The organism is Gemmobacter denitrificans, from assembly GCF_036964905.1.
GTDB classification, from domain to species: Bacteria; Pseudomonadota; Alphaproteobacteria; order Rhodobacterales; family Rhodobacteraceae; genus Gemmobacter; species Gemmobacter denitrificans.
This window is the reverse complement of the sequence record NZ_JBALHR010000010.1, coordinates 16592-36966: the sequence shown is the minus strand read 5'-3', so window position 1 is coordinate 36966 and position 20375 is coordinate 16592. Positions and strand designations below refer to the sequence as shown.

Below are 20375 nucleotides of genomic sequence, written 5' to 3'. Positions count from 1 at the left end.
CCGGGCAGAATTTTCCCGCCCCTTCTAGGTGCCGCAGGCCTGAAAATCAATCGGTATACACAGGTATACCGCTAACATCCCGGGCAAATCTGCCGTTTATTTGCGGAACTTGTCGAGGCTGACCACTTCGGCCGCATGCGGGCGTTCGGCGGGGGCATCGGCCTCGGCGGCCTCTTCCTCGGCCTCATCTTCCTCGTCATCGTCATCGCTGTGGGTTTCAAAGCGCAGACCGAATTCCACCGAAGGATCGACAAAGGTTCGCACCGCATCGAAGGGAATCACCAGCGGCTCCGGGGCATTGCCAAAATTCAGCGTGACCGAGAAACCGTCATCAGTGACTTCCAGCCCTTCGAACCAGTGCTGCAGCACCACCGTCATCTCTTCGGGATAGCGGGCGCGCAACCAATCGGCAATGGCCACATCCGGGTGGGTGGTGTCGAAGGTGATGAAGAAATGATGCGCTCCGGGCAGCCCGTTCTGAGCCACATCCTCCAGCACCGACTGGATCAAGCCGCGCATCGCGCGATGCATCAGGTTGCCGTAATCAATCGAGCGCGCCATGCCGGACCCTTTCCTTCTGACCTTCACCATAGGGTGCGATACCAGCCTTGGAAAGGGGGTTGCGGCCCCCTGACCTCACGCCACCGAAAGAAGAAAAGCTGTCACAAGGGCAGTTTGCCGCACCGGGTTACAGCACCCGGTCCAGCGCCCCGATCAGCCCCGTCACTTCGGCCACGCTGGTGTAATGCACGAAACTGAGCCGCAGCACGCCGCGTGCCCGGTCAACGCCCAACGCCTCCAGTGGGCGCACGGCATAGAAATCGCCGCCACCCGCCATGATGCCATGGCTCGACAACTCCGCCGCCACCGGTTCCGCCGCACGGTCCAGTTGCACCGCCACAGTGGGCGCGCGGCCCTCGGCCCGGCGCGGTCCGATCAGCCGCAGGTCATTGCGCGCCGCCAGATAGTCCAGCAAGGGCTGAAGCAAGCGCACCTCATGCCCGCGCATCAGATCATGCACGGCATTGTTGCGCTCCAGCGGTGTGGCATGGGCTGCGCCATGGTGATGGGTGTAGAGCCCATCAATATAGTCGGCCATTCCCGCGCAGGCCGCGACCTGCGCATGGTCTGGCCCGGCGGGGGTAAAGCGTTTGTACAGCACCTCGCCATTGAAGAAATGCGCCTGATTGGGCAGGGCCGCGCCGATCTTGCGGCGTAAGACCATGATCCCCTGATGCGGCCCATAGGTCTTGTAGGCGGAAAACAGATAGACATCGGCCCCAAGCGCCGGGATGTCGGGAAAGCCATGCGGCGCATAGCTGACGCCATCGACACAGGTGAAGGCCCCCGCCGAACGGGCCATGGCGCAGATCTCGGCCACCGGGTTGATTTCGGCCACCACGTTGGAACAATGCGGAAAACAGACCAGCTTGACCTTGCCATCTTCCAGCAGCGGCGCCAGATCGCGCGGATCAAGATGGCCGGTTTCAGGGTCGATCCGCCATTCGCGGACCTCGATCCCCTCATCGGCCAAGCGACGCCAGACGCCGGAATTGGCCTCGTGGTCCTGATTGGTCACGACAATTGCCGCCTTCTTGCCACGCAGCCATTGCCGCACCGCATTGGCCAGAACGAAGGTATTGGCACTGGTTGAAGGCCCGAAAGACAGCTCGTCGCGTTCCACCCCCATCAGCGCAGCAAGCCGGGCGCGCGCTTCGTCCATTTCGGCACCGCCCAGTTGGCTTGCCAGATAGGGGGCATAGGGCTGCACCTTGCGGTCATGGTAGAACCGGGTCAGCCGGTCGATCACAGGCTTGCAGGTGTATGACCCACCGGCATTTTCAAAGAAGGCCTGCCCGGCCAGTGCTGGGCTGGCAAAGGCCGGAAACTGGCTGCGGACATATTCGACATCAAGCTGCATCAAGGCCCCCGGTAGGTGAAATTCTATCATGATTCTGGCCGAGCCCGCCGCCCCCTGCAAGGCTGGCGGCGACAGGGATGCTGCATTTTTGATCAAAATCGGTCACTTTCCTGCGCTTCCGCGCGGAAATCTGTCATTTCATTCTTGAGCCGGTTCAAATCCGTGCATAGCTTTCCTGCATCCTGAAACAGGGGCGCGGCCCAATGTGCCCCGACATGGTCCAACAGCCGAGAGGAACCCGATGACGCTTCGCACCATCCTGCTTGCCAGCGCCGCAGCCCTGACCCTTGCCATGCCCGCACGGGCCGCCGATCCCGATCTGATCGTGCTGGATTGGGCCGGTTGGGAATTTGACGGCATCCTGACCGACTATGTTGCCAAACACGGCCAGAACCCGACCTATTCCTTCTTTGCCGATGATGACGAAGCGTTCCAGAAGGCCTCGTCCGGCTTCAAGGCCGATCTGATCCATCCCTGCGCCGCTTCGGTCAGCCGCTACCGTGACGCCGACCTGGTAGAGCCGTGGGATACCAGCAAGATCACCGAATTCGCCAATATCCCCGAACGGATGCTGAATTCCGAAATCTTCAAGGATGATGCAGGCGTCTGGTTCATCCCGACCGATTATGCCTATACCGCCATCGCCTATAACACCAAGGAAGTGCCCGAGGCCGATGTTGCCACGGTGAAGGTGTTTGAGGATCCGAAATATGCAGGCCGCATCTCTCTGCCCGATTCGACGGATGATGTCTGGTCGCTGGCCTTCCTCGCCACTGGTGTCACCTCGTGGGAAAACGTGACAGATGACCAGTTCAAGGCCGCTGCCGACTGGCTGCGCGCCGTGCATCCGAACGTGCGTGCCTATTGGGCCGATCCGGCCGAGATGGCCCAGCTGATGGCCACGGGCGAGGTGCTGGTGGCCTGGTCCTGGAATGATGGCGTGGCCGCGCTGCAGCAGGAAAACTTCCCCGTCGGCTTCAACCGCAGCCCGGCAGAAGGCGCCGCCACCTGGTTCTGTGGCTTTGTCAACGCCAAGGATGGCCCGGGCAGTGAAGACAAGGCCTATGACTTCATCAACAGCCTGCTGGCGCCGACCTCGGCCCAGGCACTGCTGGATGAACTGGGCTATGCCCTGGCCAATGACGCGGCGATGAAAACCGTGCCGGAAGAGGCGCAGAAGGCCGCCTATGTCGATCCGGTCAGCACCACCCTGTTTGCCCAGACCCCGGTCAGCCTCGAATTCCGCACCAAGATGATCGAGGAATTCGAAGCGATCAAGGCCGGCTTCTGATCGCAGCCGCATCCTGCCATGAAAGGCCCGGGTGCAGCCCGGGCCTTTGCATTTTCGGGTGCGGCGCACCCCGGAATGGCCCATGCCGATGCGGTCCTTGCGCCCGGCATCCTGCGGGCCTATATCAGGGATGTTCGGGTTCGCCCGGACTATGGCGATAAACGCACCTGTAATAATCGGATCGGACCCGGGGGCGGTACCCGGCGGCTCCACCAACACACCGCTCGTTGGGCGTGGAGGGGGCCGAAACAGGATCGACGAACGACCAAAGAGGCCAGCTTTCGCTCGGTGAGGTACCACCGTTATCGGTCCAAAAGTACAGTTGCCAACGACAACCGTGCTCCGGTCGCTCTGGCTGCGTAAGCAGCTCGGGTAACCGAAACCTAAGCCCTTGCGCTTAGCCGCGTAAGGCGGGGTTCGCAGGTACCTGGCAACAGAAACCTGCACCTTCCCCCTGAATGCCGCACACTGACCTGGATGTGGCTCAGCGGGCGCTCAGTTTCAGCCAGATGCCATCGCGGGCGCGCACCGTCAGATGCGCCACGGGCACGGGTGGGCGATCTGCCAAGGCAGCGACGCGGAACCGTTGTGCCAGCATGGCCAGCAGCAGTGGCCCTTCGACCATGGCAAATCCCGCACCGGGGCAGACGCGCTGTCCGGCCGAAAAGGGAATATAGGCCGACCGCAGACAGGCCCGTCCGTTTTCACTGTCGAACCGGGCAGGATCGAAGCTGTCGGCATTTTCCCACAGCCTTTCATGCCGGTGCAGGTGCCAGGGGGACAGCACGATCTGCGCCCCCTTCGGGGCCCTTCGGTCGCGAAGCGTGACAGGGCAGCGCGCTTCGCGCACCATCATCGGCACGGGCGGATAAAGCCGCAGCGTTTCGCGAAACACCGCGCGGGCGATCTTCAACCGACCGATCACGGCGAAATCGGCACTGTCAGTCAGTTCTGCCTGCGCTTCTGCGGCCAGCCGGTCCTGCCATTCGGGGTGGGTGGCCAGCAGATACAGCGCCCAGGCCAGCGCCGAGGCCGAGGTTTCATGACCGGCCAGAAAGAAGATCGCCACCTGATCGACCATTTCTTCGGTGTCGAAGCGCTGGCCGGTTTCCGGGTCGGGGAAGGTCATGATCTTGGTGGCCAGATCATCGGGGGCGGTGCCAGCCGTAATGGACGCGGCACGTTCTGCCGTCAGCCGGGTAATGAGCGCGCGGATGCGGGCCGCCGTTGCGCGGGTTTCGCGGCGATGAAAGCGCGGCACCCATCGTGGCAGCGGCAGCAACGCCCCCAGATTGACCACAGGCTGCGCCTTCTGATGGCGGCGGAATTCATGGAACACCGCCCCCGCCACGGAATCTTCGATCGGGATTGAAAACAACGTACGGAAGATCACATCAGCAGCGGCATGGCTGGTTTCGAATTCCATTTCCACCGGCGGTCCATCGGCCAAAGGTGCCAGCCGGTCCAGCATGGCCCTGCCTGCAGCCCACATCGCCGGAAAGGTATCGCGCAGCCGCCCGCCTTCGAACGCCGGATCAATGATGCGGCGCTGGCGTTCCCAAATGGCCCCGTTGGTGACAAAGACCGAATTGCCCAAGAGCAGCGTCAGCCCTTCGCGGATACGGTCGGATTTCGGAAAATCCTGCGGCCTTTGCTTCAGCACCAGATCGACCAGCGCCGGATCATTGCACATATAGCTGCGAAAGAACGGGGTACGGAACTCGGCCATCCAGGCGCGATACAGCCGGGCGGGTTGCGCCGACAGGATATCCTGCCGGAACAGTTGCAGATAGCGCCAGAGCGAAACCTTGTCGGGCCGGGAGGCGGGCTTGGGCGGGGTCATGCCACAGTGGTATAGCGGTTGACGGCACGGTCAATGCGGCTTTTCGACGGGGGGCGCTGCGCAAAACGATCCGCCAGGGAACGAGGTCCCGCCGTGATGCGGAAATAATCGTAATCCCAGTCATGGCCAGGCAGATTGTCGAAAGCGCACAGATACTGAAAATGCAGCCGGAAGTACTGCCGCTTCATCCTGGCCCATGTTTCAGGGCGCAGGGTCTGGCTGAAGGCAGCCGACAGCACCAGCGGCCACCGCTGATCTGGCGGGGCCACACCCGAAACCCTGACCGGATCGCACAGCGCAAAGGCGCAGCCATCGCCCGGAGCCGTAACATCCACCCAGACCAGTTCAGCCCGCGCCGACAGAAAAGTCAGATCGCCCCGCAGCCGGCTGGCCCGGGGCAGGAAACTGACCATCGGCACCACCTGACCAAGGGTCAGCAGCGATAGGTCCGGCCTCTGATCAGGCAGCCCGGCGCGGATCAGATCGGCCAGGATCGACACCGCCAGATGCGCCCCCGACGAATGGCCAACCACCAGAACCTCGTCATATGGCCCCGACAGGGCCTCGGCGATGGTCTGGCGAAACTGCGCCATGCGCGCCTCAAGCTCGGGCGGATTGGCCCCGCCTGCCTGTGCGGAATAGGCATAATCATGCATCAGGTAATAGGCGTAGAACTTGCCATCCTTGCGCTTGAACCAGCGCAGCAGCGCGACCAGTGCCGCAAGCCCCACCCCCACCCCAAGCAGCGCGCCCAAGACACCCGGCACCAACGCCTTGGCAGCGAAGACCAGCACGGCGGCCAGTGCCAGACCAAGCAGAAGTTGCAGGGTCAGCGCCACAATTGGATAAAGCGCGGCGATGATCGGCCCCTTGCGCAACCGCATCAGCCGGAACAGGGAGCCGGTGCCGATATAGGCCCATGCCGTGCGCAGCAACTGCAGATAGGTCGCCGGGATGGATTGGCCCATGGATCCGCGCACAATATCGGACCAGACCAGAACCTCGACATCCGTATTGCAGACCCGCCCCGCCATCTCGGCCCGGACCTGCCAGCCATAGGGGCCAGCCACGCGTTTGGGCTTCAGCTCCAGCCGATAGCCCGACAGGGCGGCCTGCGCCGCCCCTTCCTTGCGATACAATTCGCGGTAACGGCGGGGATGGATGGGATCATAACCCGGAATATAGAAGACCCGGCGGCGAAAGGGCCGCGCCGGTTCAGGGTCTTCGGGTCTGTGCATCATATCCCGCATCACGCCCCCAGAGTATCTGCGCAGAATGCAGGGTCAATCTGGCAAAATTCGGGTGGTGGGGTCATCCAAGCGTGGAAAGCACCGGAAAGGTTTCCAGCAGGAAGAACGAAAAATCCGACAGCGCCCCAGTGACCAGGGCAAGCCCGACCACGATCAGCAACAGGCCCATGCTGCGTTCGATCAGCTTCATATGGCGCTTGAGCCGGGTCATCACCCCCATCGCGCGTTCAATGAACAGCGCCGCCAACAGGAAGGGCAGGCCCAGCCCGATGGCATAAACCGCAAGCAGGGTGGTGCCACGCACGGTGCTTGCCTCGGATGCCGCCAGCGACAGGATTGCCCCCAGTTGCGGGCCGATGCACGGGGTCCAGCCAAAGGCAAAGGCCAGACCGAGCAGATAGGCCCCAAGCGCAGACCCGCCGCGATCGCCCACATCCATCCGCGCCTCGCGGTCCAGAAGCGGGATGCGGAACAGGCCCAGGAAATGCAGGCCCAGAACGATCACCACCACACCGGAAACCTTGGCCAATACGCCCTGATACTGCAGGAACAGACTGCCAAAGACCGATGCGGTAAACCCCAGAAACAGGAAGACGGTCGATAGGCCCAACACGAAGAACAGTGCAGGCAGCAGGATGCGCCGACGCGCCTTGCTGCCCCCGTCGCGAAGTTCAGGCATAGAAATGCCGCCCATATAGGCCAGATAAGGCGGCACGATGGGCAAGACGCAGGGCGACAGGAACGACAAGACCCCCGCCGCCAGGGCCACCAGCATCGCCGGCAGCAGGCCCGCGTCAAAAAGATCGATCCCGAACATGCATCCTCCGGCAGGCTTCAGCCTTGCTTCTAACGCAGCAGAGGGCACAGGTCACGCCCCTGCCCTGCGAAGGATGGTCACAGTCGCGGGAGCAAGGCGTGACAGTCGGCAACCGCTGCGCTAAGGGGGCAGCCATGGATCATGACGTGGATCAGGATTGCGAAGGGCTGCTGTGCCCCCTGCCCGTGCTGAAGGCACGCAAGCGGCTGATGGACATGGCCCCCGGTCAGGTGCTGCGGCTGCGGGCCACCGATGCCATGGCGATGATCGACCTGCCGCATTTCTGTGATGGCGAAGGCCACAGCTATCTGGGGTCAGAACCCTTCGGACTGGCCACGGCCCATTTCATCCGGCGCGGATGACAAAGGCCGGGCGCGATGGCCCGGCCTTGCCCAATCATTCAGCGGCGGGGGTCAGCGCCCCATCGACCACCAGCCCTTGCGGCGCGGCTTCGACTCGTCAGCCTCGGTTGTCGTGGAGGCCTCGGGGTCAACGGTCAGACCACTGGCCACAGGAACGTCACCCGGATCGGCCTGCAGGACCGGTGCCGGTGGCACGACAGTTTCGGCTACCGGGGCTTCGGTCACCGGGGCTGCGGGTGCCATTTCGGCAGGCGCGGCGATGGTCTCGTCAGATGCAGGCATCGCTGGCTGGGGCGCCGCAGCCTCAGCAGCACCATCGGGCTCGGCCACAGCCTTGCTGCGCGATTTCGACGCTCCGGTTTTGCCGGATGCCGATTTCGTCCGGCTGGAGGCCGGTTTGGCTTTCGGCTTGGCCGGGGCCTCTGCCACAGCTTCACCTTCGGGGGCGGGGGTTTCCGCCACCTGTTCGACACTTGCCACCGCAGCGCTATCCGCTTCCGGCACGCTGGCGGCCTTGGCCTTGGATTTGCCGCGCGTGCTAGCCGACTTGCCACCCGAGCGCGAGCTCTTGGCCTTCGGCGCAGGCTCTGCCGGAGTCTCCGCCGCATCCGCCGCCTGGCCTTCGGTCACGACAGGCTCTGCCGCCTCAACCGGTGCAGCAGCATCTTCCACGGCCGCATCCTCCGACGGCTCGGTGACATCGGCGCTGTCATCGCCATCCTCAGTCGAGACATCGCCCTCTTGCCCTTTCGCGCCACCACGGCGACGGGGCCGACGACGGCGCTTCTTCTTAGATCCATTGCCGGTCCCCTCGCCTTCGGGCTGGGGGTCAACTGCTGCCTTGGGGGCGGCAGTGGTTTCGACAACCTCATCCTCCTCCTCATCCTCCAGCGGCAGTTCCGGATCGTCCTCTTCCTCGATCAAGGCCCCCATCAGCGCAGCATTGGCTGAAATGACCGTGCTTTCCGGCACAACCCGCGTGGCGGTCTTGAACTTTTCGATGCTGTAATCCGGGCTGACCAGTTGCGGATCGGCCTCAAGCCGCACTGCCATGCCATAGCGGCCTTCGATTAGTGCGACATGTTCCCGCTTCTGGTTGATGAGGTAGTTGATCACCGCGACCGGCGCACGCAGCAGCACTTCGCGGCTGCGCTTGCGGGTGCCTTCTTCCTCCAGCGCGCGCAGGATGGTCAGCGCAAGGCTGTCATCCGAGCGGATCAACCCGGTGCCATGGCAATGCGGGCAAGGCTGGGTGGTGCTTTCCAGCATGCCGGGGCGCAGGCGCTGGCGGCTCATCTCCATCAGGCCAAAGCCCGAGATGCGGCCCACCTGAATGCGGGCGCGATCGGTTTTCAGCTTGTCTTTCAGGCGCTTTTCAACGGCAGCATTGTTGCGCCGCTCTTCCATATCGATGAAGTCGATCACGATCAGGCCTGCCAGATCGCGCAGGCGCAGCTGTCGGGCCACTTCATCCGCCGCTTCAAGGTTGGTCTTGAGCGCGGTATCCTCGATCGAGCCTTCCTTGGTGGCACGGCCCGAGTTCACGTCAATGGCCACCAGCGCCTCGGTCACGCCGATGACGATATAGCCGCCGGATTTCAGCTGCACGACCGGGTTGAACATCCCGGCCAGATAGCTTTCCACCTGATGGCGCGCAAACAGCGGCATGTCGCCCTGATATCGCTGCACCACGCGGGCGTGGTTGGGCATGATCATCCGCATGAAATCCTTGGCGGTGCGATAACCGGCTTCGCCTTCCACCAGAATTTCCTCGATCTCGCGGTTGTAAAGATCGCGGATCGACCGTTTGATCAGATCGCCCTCTTCATAGATCGGGGCGGGGGCAATGGATTTCAGCGTGAGTTCGCGGACCTGTTCCCACAGCCGCATCAGATATTCGTAATCGCGCTTGATTTCCGCCTTGGTGCGCTTGGCGCCCGCGGTGCGGATGATGAGACCGGCGCCTTCCGGCACCTCCATCTCGGAGGCGATTTCCTTCAGCTTCTTGCGGTCGGCAGCCTGGGTGATCTTGCGGCTGATCCCGCCGCCCCGGGCGGTATTGGGCATCAGGACACAATAGCGGCCCGCAAGGCTGAGATAGGTGGTCAGCGCGGCCCCCTTGTTGCCACGTTCTTCCTTCACCACCTGCACCAGCATGATCTGGCGCACCTTGATGACTTCCTGAATCTTGTAGCGGCGCGCACGCGGCTTGCGAGGCGCGCGGATTTCTTCGGAAACATCCTCTTCGGCGACCGACTCGATCTCGTCATCCACATCAGAGGCGTGATCGACAGCCGCATAGCCCGATCCTTCGGCACGTTCCGACGCCAGTTCGGCGCGCGGATCGCGGGCCGGTTCGGCCCGGCTGTCCTGCGCGGGCATGAACAGCGCATCCGCGCCGGTTTCCTCGCCCAGATCGACCACATCCATACCGGCAGGTGCGGCGTGAACAGCCTCTGCCTGGGCAGGCACTTCGCCCGTGATCACCGCATCTTCGGAAACCACCGCCTCGGCCTGCGCCTCTGCGCGCGGGGCCTTGGGCTTGGGGGCCGGGCGGCGATTGCGCGGCCGGTTTTCCTCTTCTTCTTCGGCCCGCGCCAGGGCGCGTTCCTCTTCCAGCAGGGCTTTGCGATCCGCGACAGGGATCTGGTAATAATCCGGGTGGATTTCGGCAAAGGCGAGGAAGCCATGGCGGTTGCCGCCGTAGTCCACAAACGCCGCCTGCAGCGAAGGTTCAACCCGGGTCACCTTGGCAAGGTAGATGTTCCCCTGCAGTTGACGCTTGTTTACCGTTTCAAAGTCGAATTCCTCAACCTTGTTTCCGTCCACCACGACAACCCGGGTTTCTTCCGGGTGCGTGGCGTCGATGAGCATTTTCTTGGCCATGTTGTTCCATTGCGCCATGGCGCACCGCGCCTCCTCCGGGGGAAGCCCCGGCAAAGGTTCGATCCAGCAGATGGCGGCTTGTTCGGGCGTGGCCGTGCAGCGCGGATGGCGCAGGGCGGCCCGGAAGGCCCCTGTCGATCGTCATCACTTCCTGCGCGCGGCTCATCGCGGTTCTATGTCCCGGCACCCCAAGGGGCACCAAAGTTGAAAAGCCCTCAACCCCAAAGGGTTAACCGGCAATTGGCTGACCTTTCGGCCCTATTTTCCGCATGATACAGCGCATTCGGACCTGTGGCCCGAACCGCGCGACCGGCGGCGAAACTGATAGGCGGAGCGTCGGCTGATGCCGCAACTGTCCCGCAGTTTTTACAATGCGGTCTTGAAACGGGAAAGGCAATGACAAATTCCGCACGATTCTGGCTTGGCCCGTAGCCGACCGGGCCTATGCTGACCCTGTTTTCAGGAGAGCGCCATGATCCGACTGCATCTCGTCGCCAATCGTGTCTTCGGCCCTTATGGCCATTTGCAGATCGTGCGCAGCAGCGCGAACGGCCAGACCGAAGTCGAGGTGCAAAGCCCCGCGACACCGGATGGCACCGCCTGGGATTACGGCCAGTTCGGCCAGCCGCATGTTCTGCCCGATGGGCCGGTGGGCCGCATCGCCCTGCCTCTGCACGACGGCCAGACCGCCGAACAACTCTGGCGCTTGATCGGCCAGGTTCATGCCAGCCTGCAGGACAGGGCGCCGGGCATGGATTATCTGCTGCTGAGCCAGAACAGCAATTCCTTCATCCGCACCGTGCTGGAGGTTGTGGGGATCGACCTTGATCCGACAACCGCCTTTGACGACGCCGCGCCAAGCCTGTTTCCCGGCTGGCAAACCGATGTCCGGCTTGGGGCAATGGTCGATGGGCGGAATGTTGCGGGCATCGCCCTTGATCTGGCAGGAACCCGCGGGAACGATGTGATCCGCGGCGGCAGGGTGGCCGACTGCCTGGGCGGCGCGCAGGGCGATGACGATCTGTCAGGCGGGCGTGGGGCTGACCACCTGTCGGGCGGCACCGGGGATGACCTGCTGCGGGGTGGAGCGGGGGCCGATACACTGATCGGCGGGGCCGGGTCTGACACTCTGACCGGCGGGGCCGGCGCCGATGTCTTTGTCATTCGCGCCCCGTCGGACAGCCTGACCGGCGCGGGCCGCGACGTGATGACCGGCTTCACTCCGGGTCATGACCGGATCGATCTGTCTGCCTTGTCCCTGTCACTGACAGATGGCCCGGCGGCAGACGCGGTCTGGCTGGTCACAGATGGGGCGGGCACGGTGCTGCGGGCCGATCTGTCCGGCGATGGTCGCGCCGATCTGGCCATCGACATCCGGGCGACGGGCCTGGGTGCCGATGATCTGATCCTGTAGCGGTCAGGTATAATCCGACCGCTGCAGCCCGTATTTCGCCATCTTTTCGTTCAGCGTGCGGCGCGGCAGGCACAGCTCTTCCATCACCGCAACGATGCTGCCCTTGTGGCGGCGCATGGTATTGTCGATCAGCATGCGTTCGAAGGCATCGACATAATCCTTCAGCGGCTTGCCTTCAGTGGTCAGCGCAGGGCCCGAGGCTTCGTTGTCGGCCATCAGCAGGCTGGCAATCGACCCCGATCCACGCCGGTTTTGCAGCACCGCGCGTTCGGCGATATTGACCAACTGGCGCACATTGCCCGGCCAAGGCGCCTGCAGCAGTTGCGCGGCCTCCTGTGCAGTCACCTGCGGCGCGTCGCAGCCATATTCCTCAGCGAACTGATCCGACATGCGGGTGAACAGCGTCAGGATATCTTCGCCGCGCGACCGCAGCGGCGGCAGCACGATGGTCATGGCCCCCAGTCGATAGAACAGATCAGGGCGCAAAAGCTGTTCCAGCGTCTTGTCGGGCGCATGTTCGTTGCAGATGGCGATGATGCGGGTTTCGGGCGGGGTGCCCTGATCATTGATCAGGGTCAGCAGCCGCGATTGCAGCGCATGGCTGAGACTTTCGATATCTTCCAAACACAGGGTGCCCCCCCGCGCCTCTTCCACCAGCGGCACACCGTCCTCGGTCGGACCGAACAGCTTGGCGGCCAGCTGATCCTCGGACCAGGCGGCGCAGCTGACCGACACGAACTTCTTGGTGGCGCGCGGCCCCACGGCATGCAGCGCATGGGCCACCAGCGTCTTGCCGGTGCCGGTTTCGCCATCAATCAGCACATGGCTGTCGGCCTGCCCCAGATCCAGAATATCCTCGCGCAGACGTTCCATCGCCGGGCTGGCCCCGATCAGCTTTTTCATCAGGGTGGAGCCGTCCGACAGTTCCTTGCGCAGCGCCCGGTTGTCCAGCGTAAGCCGCCGCGACTGGGTCGCGCGTTTCGCCAATTCGGTCATCCGGTCGGGGTTGAAGGGCTTTTCCAGAAAGTCGAAGGCGCCCAGACGCATGGCCTCGACCGCCATGGGCACATCGCCATGGCCGGTGATCATGATGACCGGCAACCCTGAATCCATGCCCATCAGCCGTTTCAGAAAGGCCATGCCATCCATGCCGGGCATCTTGATGTCACTGACCACCACCCCAGGGAAATCGGGGGCGATGGCGGCAAGCGCCTCTTCGGCGCTGCCATAGGTTTCGGTGTCGAACCCCGAAAGGGCCAGCCACTGGCTGATGGACTGGCGCATATCCGCCTCGTCATCAACAATGGCGACTTTCATTGCACGGGCCATATGGTCCTCATTCTGCTGCCTTGGCTTGCCGGTCGAAAATCGGAAGCTGGACTTCGAACACAGCCCCGCCCCCTTCGCCATTGCGCGCGGTCAGACGGCCGCCAAGATCGGTGACGATGCCGGACGAGATGGCAAGGCCAAGGCCCACCCCCTCGCCGGGTTTCTTTGTGGTGAAAAAAGGTTCAAACAGGTTGTCGAGATCGCTGATACCATGGCCATTGTCGCGCACGGTCAGCGTGGCGGTTTCGCCGGCGGACAGAATCAGGTCGATCTGCGGATTGCGGGTTTCCTTCACGGCATCCAGCGCATTGCGCAACAGGTTGATGATGACCTGTTCCAGCCGGATACGGTCCGCCATCACCATGACGGGCCCGCGTGGCACGACACGGGTGATACGCACGACGCGGGCTTTCAACTGCGGCTCCATCATCGCCAGGGCCGAAGAGACCGAGGCGCGGAAATCCACCGGTTCAAACGCCTCGCCCCCTTTGCGGGCGTAGGATTTCAACTGCCGGGTAATGGCCCCCATGCGTTCGATCAGGTCATCGATACGCTGAAAGCTGGACAGCGCCTCTTCAGGGCGTTTGCGTTGCAATAAAAGACGCGCGCCCGCCAGATAGGTTTTCATCGCGGCCAAGGGCTGGTTCAGCTCGTGGCTGACAGCGGCCGACATTTCGCCCAAGGCGGCCAGCTTCGACGATTGCGCCAGTGTCAGTTCCGCAACCTCAAGATCCTTCTGCACCCTTTCGCGTTCGGCAATTTCGCGCTGCAGCCGGGCATTGAGCTGGCGCAGTTCCGCACTTTCGCGCTGGAAGGTCATGCTTTGCGACCAGGCCCGTCGCGACAGCATGTAGAAGGTGACGGCCAGCAGGATCGCAAAGCCCATGATTTCCAAGGCCAATACACCGTTGACCCGTTCGCGCACCGAATCATAGGCGGTATAGGTGATCATCCGCCAACCGCGAAAGGCCACGCGGGTTTCGGTCTTCATCACGGCCTCGCACGACAGATAGGCATCGGGCGGTTCCTGCGCCCAATCCGCCGCGCCACGCAGCGCGCGCCGGATGGCTGACGGGGCGTCGCGTGCTTCCAATGCCTGTTGCAGCGGCAGGCCGCGCCAGCTGGGTTCGGTGGCCAGCAGCACCGTGCCGGCACTGTCGGTCACCAGAACGGCATCCTGCAGGCCCGACCAGGCGCGTTCGTATTTCATCAGGTCCACCGCCACCACGATGACGCCGAGCAGTTGATTATCCACCCGGATCGCCCGCGAATAGGTGAAATCAAAGCCCGGAGACGGGCGGTCCGCCACGGTGAACACCGTGTCCATCACCCGCTGCGCATCGACGAATTGCGCGGCATTGCGCAGGTTCATGCCCAGTTGCGTGCGGTTGGTGGCCCCGACGATCCGCCCTTCCCCATCCAGCAGAACGATCGAGGCAGCCCCGATTTCACTTTGGAACGACATCAGTCGGGCCGAGGTGCGCGAATATTCCTTGCGCTCCAGCGCGCCGATCAATTCTGGATCGCGCGCCAGCAGCAGCGGCACGACCGAGGTGCGCTGCAATTCAGAGATCATGTTGCCGGAATAAAGCGCCAACCGCAATTCGGCGCGGTTGCGCGTCACCTCGGTGAAACGTTCCGAAAGCCAGCGATTTGTGACCAGCACGACCACCACGGCGACCAGCACCAGCAGCGCCACGACAAGCTTCAGCCGCCAGCTGATGCCGGGCTCTTTCTGCTGCCGGTCGGCGGTGCTGCGATGATCGTGATCGGCGTTCTGCATGGCGGCAGTCTAGGCCCGGGGGCAGCTGCCCTCAACCCGTCGCGGCTCAGGCCAGCGCCAAATTGCCGATCAGACTGGCAAAGAGCGCCGCACCATCCGCGCCACCATGGGCCGGATCAACAACGCGTTCGGGATGCGGCATCATGCCCAGCACCCGACGATTGTCCGACAGGATCCCCGCAATATCGCCCATCGACCCATTCGGATTGGCGGCATAGCGGAAGGCCACGCGGTCTTCGCCCTGCAGCCGGGCCAGCGTTTCGGCATCGCAGGTATAGTTGCCATCGTGATGGGCAACCGGCACCGTGATGCGCTGCCCCTTGGCATAACCGGCGGTATAGGCGCTGTCGGTCGTGGCGACCTCAAGCTCCACCGGCTTGCAGATGAACTTCAGCCCCGCATTGCGCATCAGAACGCCTGGCAGCAGGCGCATTTCGGTCAGCACCTGAAATCCGTTGCAGATGCCCAGCACATAGCCGCCGCGTGCCGCATGGGCCTGCACCGCCACGCCGATGGGCGATTGCGCGGCAATGGCACCGCAGCGCAGGTAATCGCCAAAGGAAAAGCCACCCGGCACGCCGACAATGTCGGTGCCTTCCGGCAGGGCGCTGTCCTTGTGCCAGACCCGCACCACCTCGGCCCCCGCACGTTCAAAGGCGACAGCCAGATCACGGTCGCAATTGGACCCGGGGAAGGTGACGACAGCGGCTTTCATGGGGGCGATCCTTTCAGGCTGGCCAAGGATGCCCTGCCCTTAGCGCAAAGCCCGCAGCCATACCAGACCGGAATCGGCCCCGATCAGCCCCGAAACTCAGAGATGACCGCGACACCGGGCGGCATCGGCCCGCCAAAGGCCCGCAATTCCACAGAGGCCGCCGAAAGTGGGACTTCGCGCGCCACGATGGGCCGCACATCCACCACCCCGCGTTCGATCAGGTCCAGAAGCGACGGGTAGCGCCAGGATGGCATGCCGCGGGTGCCGTAAACGGCAAGCTGCTTCATGTAGACCGCATTCATGTTGATCTGCATGGTCGCGGTATGGCCCGTCGGCAGGCCGACCTGCACATGCCGCCCCAGCGGGCGCAGACATTCGATCGAGGCGTTGGTGGTGGCAGGAATGCCAAGTGCCTCGACGCTGACATGCGCGCCACGGCCCGTGGCCGCGATGATGCGCTGCGCCACGTCACCATCGCGGGCATCAAAGGCCAGTTCGGCCCCCAGCGACAGCGCGTGTTCCAGCCGTTCGGGCACGATATCCACCACGATGACCCGCGCCCCAAGCGCCCGGCCCAATAGCAGCACCGAAAGGCCGATTCCCCCCGTGCCATGCACGGCCAGCCATTCCCCCGCCTGCAACGCCGCGCGGCCTGTCAGAGCATGCCAGGCGGTCGTGACCCGGCAGCCAAGCCCCGCTGCCAACACGGGGCTGAGCGTATCAGGCAAGCGCGTCAGATTATGGGCATGGGGCACTGCGATATATTCGGCATAGGCGCCGGGCCTGCCGAAACCGGGCACCAGCTGATGCGCGCAGCTATTGCTGTGGCCAGATCGGCAGTCAGGGCAGGAACCGCAAGACAGGATGAAGGGGGCAATCACCCGGTCGCCCACGCGCCAATTGGCCAGTGGTCCGGCCTCGACCACCTCGCCGCAATATTCGTGGCCCGGAATGTCGCCGGGCTTGACCTTCGGATGTTCGCCCACCCAGCCATGCCAGTCGCTGCGGCATATTCCGCAGGCCAGCACCTTCAGCACCACGCCATCTGCCGGGCAGACCGGATCGGGCACATCCTGAAGGCTGAGATCGCCGTTGTATTCCCGCAAGACCGCCGCGCGCATTGCCGCCCCTTTCCCCTGTTTGCCCCATCAGAAACGCAAATCGCCGCCGGGGCCAGCCCGGCGGCGACAGGTTTCCGATAATCCTGCGCGGATCAGATCAGTTCGACCGCATATTTCTCGATCACGGTATTGGCCAGCAGCTTTTCGCACATGGCCTTCACCTCTTCCTCGGCCTTGGCCTTGTCGGTTGCGGTCAGGTCCAGTTCGATCACCTTGCCCTGGCGCACGGCCTCGACGCCTTCAAAGCCCAGCGTGCCAAGCGCGCGGCGCACGGCTTCACCCTGCACATCCAGCACTCCGGTCTTCAGCATAACGGTCACACGGGCTTTCATGGTCAGGGCCTTTCAGTTGATCAGCGTCGGCTTGGTGGTATGGGTCACATTGGATGGCAGCACCCCAAGGCGCCGCGCCAGTTCGGTATAGACATCGCCCAGCGGTCCGGGTTCGCGCTGCTGGCCTTCGCGGCCCGGAATTTCCAGCCCGCGCATGTCCCACAGGCGGCAATTGTCGGGGCTGATTTCGTCGGCGACGATCAGGCGCATGAAATCGCCCTCCCAGATGCGACCCACTTCGATGCGGAAATCCATCAGCCGGATGCCCACGCCCATCATCACGCCCGACAGGAAATCGTTCACCCGCAGCGCCAACGCCACCATGTCATCCAGATCCTGCTGGTTGGCCCAGCCAAAAGCGATGATATGTTCCTCGGACACCAGCGGGCTGCCCAGCTTGTCGTCCTTGTAATAGTATTCCACGATCGGGCGCGGCAGGGCCACACCTTCGGGGATGCCCAGCCGCTGCGAGATGTCACCGGCCGCGAAATTGCGCACCACCACCTCGACCGGCAGGATCTCGGCCATGCGGACCAATTGTTCGCGCATGTTGATGCGACGAATAAAGTGGGTCGGCACGCCGATGGAATTCAGCCCGGCCATGAAGAATTCCGACAACCGGTTGTTCAGCACGCCCTTGCCTTCAAGCCCGCCCTGCGGCGGCAGTTCCGAAGCGGCGGCATCGTCCTTGAAATACTGGATCAGCGTGCCCGGCTCCGGCCCTTCGTAGAGGATCTTCGCCTTGCCTTCGTAGACCTTCTTGCGACGTGCCATGAAACTTCCCGAATCGGCCATGGGCGGCTGGCCGTAGCCACCACCCTTTCGGGGCGGCTATAGCCGGGCCGGGCCGGAACCGCAAGGTTTAGCGCCATCGGCGCCGTCTCGGGCCTTGCGGCACGGGGCCTTCGCGGGCATATGAAGGGGCAACCGGAACCAAATTCAGGGGGCCTGCCCATGACCACCTTCGACGAACGCGAAAACGCCTTCGAAAACAAATATGCCCATGATGCCGAGATGCAGTTCAAGGCCGAGGCCCGCCGCAACAAGCTGGCCGGTCTCTGGGCCGCCGAGCTGCTGGGTAAAACCGGCGATGAAGCTGCGGAATACGCCATGTCCGTCGTTGCCGCAGACTTCGAAGAAGTCGGCAGCGAAGACGTGGTGCGTAAGCTGGCCGCCGATCTGGGCGACAAGGCTTCGGCCGAGGTCATCCGCGCCAAGCTGGCCGAATTGATGCCCGTGGCCAAGGCCCAGTTGATGACCGAAGTCTGATCCCTGACCTGATCGCAAGGCATGGCCGCCCGCTTCGGGCGGCCATTTCATTTGCGTTGCATTGCAATCATTAAGAATATCTTTGCCGCCCCTGCCCTAGTGCTGAACCTGTGGTCAAGGGAGAGGCGCAATGCGCGGCAAGTCAGAGGCGGCCATCGCCGCGCGCACAGGGCCGCCGGGCCCGGCCAGCTTGGGCCGAAAAGGCCTTGGCAGAGCCGGATTTTCGCTGCTTGTGGCCGGAATTGCGCTCTGGCTTCTGTCGGGGCGGCTTGCCACGCTGGACCCTGCCGCAGTGGCGGGCGGTGTCGCCGGGCTGAGTGTGCTGCAATGGGTTGGGGCGCTGGCGGCAACGGCGCTCAGCTTCTGGGCAATGGGCCAATACGACGTCGTGATGCATCGGCATCTGGCGACGGGCCTCGCTCCGGCACAGGCAGCCCGGGCGGGCATGGCCTCCATCGCGGTATCGCAAATGCTGGGCATGGGTTTGCTGACCGGCAGCCTGATGCGCTGGAGGCTCTTGCCGGAACTGGGGGCCTGGGGGGCCGCCCGGATGACAGCTGCGGTGACAGCGGCCTTTTTCGCGGCATGGGGCGCGATTGCCTGGGTCGTCCTGCTCGTGACACCGGGCCCTTGGCAGGGGCTGGCCATGGCCTGTCTTCCGGCGCTGCTGGCGCTGCCAGCCCTGCGTTGGCTACCGTTCCGGTGGCCCAATCTGCTGACGCAGTTCCGGCTGGTCGGGCTGGCCGTGCTGGATCTGGTGACAGCGGCGCTGGCCCTGTGGTTCCTGCTGCCGCTGGGCAGCGCACCGCCCTTCTGGGATCTGCTGCCCGCCTTCCTGCTGGCCCTTGGGGCCGGGCTCCTGTCCGGGGCACCGGGGGGTGTGGGGGTATTCGAAATTGCCCTGCTGACCGCCCTGCCCGGCATGGCCGAAACCCCGTTGATGACCGGGGTTCTGGCGTTTCGTCTGGTCTATTACGCCCTGCCCGCCGGGCTTGGGGCTTTGGCTCTGCTTCGCCCGGCACCACAGGCACCGCCCATCTTGCCCGATCTGCCCGTCGGGCTGGCAGAGGCTGCTCCGCGGGGCGAGGCACTGCTATACCGTCAGGGCGAACACCGGTTGCAAGAAGCCGGCCGCGCCGATTGGCTGACCGGGCGCACACCGGAATTTCTGGTGGCGCTGTTCGATCCGCTGGCCGGATCAACCGATCTGCGGGCCCTGGCCGATCTGGCAGCGACCGAATCCCGGCAACCCGTGATCTATAAATGCGGGGCGCGCACCGCCATCGCCGCCCGGCGACAGGGGTGGCATGTGCTGCGCCTGGCCAGCGAAGCACGCATCGCTCCGGCGCACTTTGATCTGTCCAGCCCTGCCTGCGCCGGATTGCGGCGCAAGCTGCGTCAGGCCGACCGGGCCGGGCTGCGCGTGGAACGCGGGGGCCCTGATCTGCCGATTGCGCAAATGACCAGGGTGAACGCGGCTTGGGCGCAGAAACATGGCGGCGAACGCGGATTTTCCACCGGCCGTTTCGCGCCGGACTATCTGGCCGGGCAGCGGGTCTATCTGGCTTGGCAGGGCGACCGTCTGGCGGGTTTCGTCAGCTTTCATGCCGGGCGGCGCGAATGGGTGCTGGATCTGATGCGCCATGGCGATGATATGCCCGAAGGCACCATGCAGCGGCTGATCTGCGCGGCCATCGACGATGCGGCGGCCGCCGGGGTGCCGCGCCTGTCCTTGGCCGCCTGCCCGGATTGCCCGGCGTTGCGGCGGATCGGGCTGCACCCTCCGCCCGGCTTGCGCCAGTTCAAGCAGGGTTTCGCCCCCGACTGGGCACCGCTCTACCTTGCCCTGCCCCATGCCGCGCTGCTGCCGCTCGCATTGGCCGATCTTACCCGCGCCATCCATCGCCCGCAGGCATTGCCCCGCGCCGTGATTGCGAATACGCAGGTTTTTCAAGATTGACATGAAGATTATGAATTTGCCTCACGCCGCTGACCGTGGCAGAGGAAGAAAAAGACCACCGGGCCGCGCCTGTTGCGCGCCG

At 63.8% G+C, this 20375-nt stretch carries 17 protein-coding genes and 1 other RNA gene; 6 read left to right on the top strand and 12 right to left on the bottom strand.

Annotation, left to right across the window (positions count from 1 at the left end):
* Positions 1–96: 96 nt before the first annotated feature.
* Together V6590_RS14965 and V6590_RS14960 are read right to left on the bottom strand one after the other, a co-directional pair.
* Positions 97–561, bottom strand: a complete 465-nt coding sequence (locus V6590_RS14965) for an SspB family protein (protein ID WP_335424484.1) — start codon at positions 559–561, stop codon at positions 97–99.
* Positions 562–688: 127 nt separating this feature from the next.
* Entirely contained in the window at positions 689–1921 is a 1233-nt protein-coding gene (locus tag V6590_RS14960; RefSeq protein WP_434063267.1) for an aminotransferase class V-fold PLP-dependent enzyme, read from the bottom strand.
* A 241-nt stretch (positions 1922–2162) separates the two neighbouring features.
* On the opposite strand from V6590_RS14960, the gene V6590_RS14955 reads away from it, so the two are divergent.
* Both V6590_RS14955 and ssrA read left to right on the top strand, forming a co-directional pair.
* Positions 2163–3212, top strand: a complete 1050-nt coding sequence (locus tag V6590_RS14955; protein WP_335424483.1) for an extracellular solute-binding protein — start codon at positions 2163–2165, stop codon at positions 3210–3212.
* A gap of 93 nt (positions 3213–3305) precedes the next feature.
* Positions 3306–3660: a transfer-messenger RNA gene (ssrA, locus tag V6590_RS14950) on the top strand.
* A gap of 36 nt (positions 3661–3696) precedes the next feature.
* On the opposite strand, the gene V6590_RS14945 is transcribed toward ssrA, so the two are convergent.
* From V6590_RS14945 to V6590_RS14935, 3 genes are all read right to left on the bottom strand, one after another.
* On the bottom strand, positions 3697–5055 hold the full coding sequence (locus tag V6590_RS14945) for a cytochrome P450 (protein ID WP_335424482.1): 1359 nt from the start codon (positions 5053–5055) through the stop codon (positions 3697–3699).
* A complete protein-coding gene (locus V6590_RS14940; RefSeq protein ID WP_335424481.1) occupies positions 5052–6293 on the bottom strand; it encodes an alpha/beta hydrolase family protein in 1242 nt (413 codons plus the stop codon). The genes V6590_RS14945 and V6590_RS14940 overlap by 4 nt, the downstream gene beginning before the upstream one ends.
* Before the next feature lie 73 nt (positions 6294–6366).
* Positions 6367–7122 (bottom strand): cytochrome c biogenesis CcdA family protein, encoded by a 756-nt coding sequence (locus tag V6590_RS14935; RefSeq protein ID WP_335424480.1) that lies wholly within the window; start codon positions 7120–7122, stop codon positions 6367–6369.
* A gap of 134 nt (positions 7123–7256) precedes the next feature.
* Between V6590_RS14935 and V6590_RS14930 the strand changes: the two genes are divergently transcribed.
* Complete coding sequence (locus V6590_RS14930; RefSeq protein WP_335424479.1) at positions 7257–7484, top strand: sulfurtransferase TusA family protein; 228 nt, start codon at positions 7257–7259, stop codon at positions 7482–7484.
* Positions 7485–7535: 51 nt separating this feature from the next.
* On the opposite strand, the gene V6590_RS14925 is transcribed toward V6590_RS14930, so the two are convergent.
* Positions 7536–10370 (bottom strand): Rne/Rng family ribonuclease, encoded by a 2835-nt coding sequence (locus tag V6590_RS14925; RefSeq protein WP_335424588.1) that lies wholly within the window; start codon positions 10368–10370, stop codon positions 7536–7538.
* A 472-nt stretch (positions 10371–10842) separates the two neighbouring features.
* On the opposite strand from V6590_RS14925, the gene V6590_RS14920 reads away from it, so the two are divergent.
* Positions 10843–11784 carry a M10 family metallopeptidase C-terminal domain-containing protein gene (locus tag V6590_RS14920; protein WP_335424478.1) on the top strand — a complete coding sequence of 314 codons (942 nt, stop codon included), beginning with the start codon at positions 10843–10845 and terminating at the stop codon, positions 11782–11784.
* 3 nt (positions 11785–11787) lie between these two features.
* Here the strand turns inward: V6590_RS14920 and V6590_RS14915 are convergent, their stop codons facing one another.
* From V6590_RS14915 to V6590_RS14890, 6 genes are all read right to left on the bottom strand, one after another.
* Positions 11788–13113 carry a sigma-54-dependent transcriptional regulator gene (locus V6590_RS14915; protein WP_335424477.1) on the bottom strand — a complete coding sequence of 442 codons (1326 nt, stop codon included), beginning with the start codon at positions 13111–13113 and terminating at the stop codon, positions 11788–11790.
* A gap of 7 nt (positions 13114–13120) precedes the next feature.
* Positions 13121–14896, bottom strand: coding sequence for a sensor histidine kinase (locus V6590_RS14910; RefSeq protein WP_335424476.1), 1776 nt, complete (start codon positions 14894–14896; stop codon positions 13121–13123).
* A gap of 46 nt (positions 14897–14942) precedes the next feature.
* Positions 14943–15611, bottom strand: coding sequence for a phosphoribosylformylglycinamidine synthase subunit PurQ (gene purQ / locus V6590_RS14905; protein WP_335424475.1), 669 nt, complete (start codon positions 15609–15611; stop codon positions 14943–14945).
* Positions 15612–15694: 83 nt separating this feature from the next.
* A complete protein-coding gene (locus V6590_RS14900; RefSeq protein WP_335424474.1) occupies positions 15695–16732 on the bottom strand; it encodes a zinc-dependent alcohol dehydrogenase family protein in 1038 nt (345 codons plus the stop codon).
* 92 nt (positions 16733–16824) lie between these two features.
* Complete coding sequence (purS, locus tag V6590_RS14895; RefSeq protein WP_335424473.1) at positions 16825–17064, bottom strand: phosphoribosylformylglycinamidine synthase subunit PurS; 240 nt, start codon at positions 17062–17064, stop codon at positions 16825–16827.
* A 12-nt stretch (positions 17065–17076) separates the two neighbouring features.
* Entirely contained in the window at positions 17077–17838 is a 762-nt protein-coding gene (locus V6590_RS14890; RefSeq protein ID WP_335424472.1) for a phosphoribosylaminoimidazolesuccinocarboxamide synthase, read from the bottom strand.
* A 180-nt stretch (positions 17839–18018) separates the two neighbouring features.
* Here V6590_RS14890 and V6590_RS14885 point away from each other — a divergent pair, with 180 nt between their 5' ends.
* Both V6590_RS14885 and V6590_RS14880 read left to right on the top strand, forming a co-directional pair.
* Positions 18019–18333, top strand: coding sequence for a DUF1476 domain-containing protein (locus tag V6590_RS14885; protein ID WP_335424471.1), 315 nt, complete (start codon positions 18019–18021; stop codon positions 18331–18333).
* A gap of 130 nt (positions 18334–18463) precedes the next feature.
* On the top strand, positions 18464–20293 hold the full coding sequence (locus V6590_RS14880; RefSeq protein ID WP_335424470.1) for a phosphatidylglycerol lysyltransferase domain-containing protein: 1830 nt from the start codon (positions 18464–18466) through the stop codon (positions 20291–20293).
* The last annotated feature ends 82 nt before the right edge of the window (positions 20294–20375 follow it).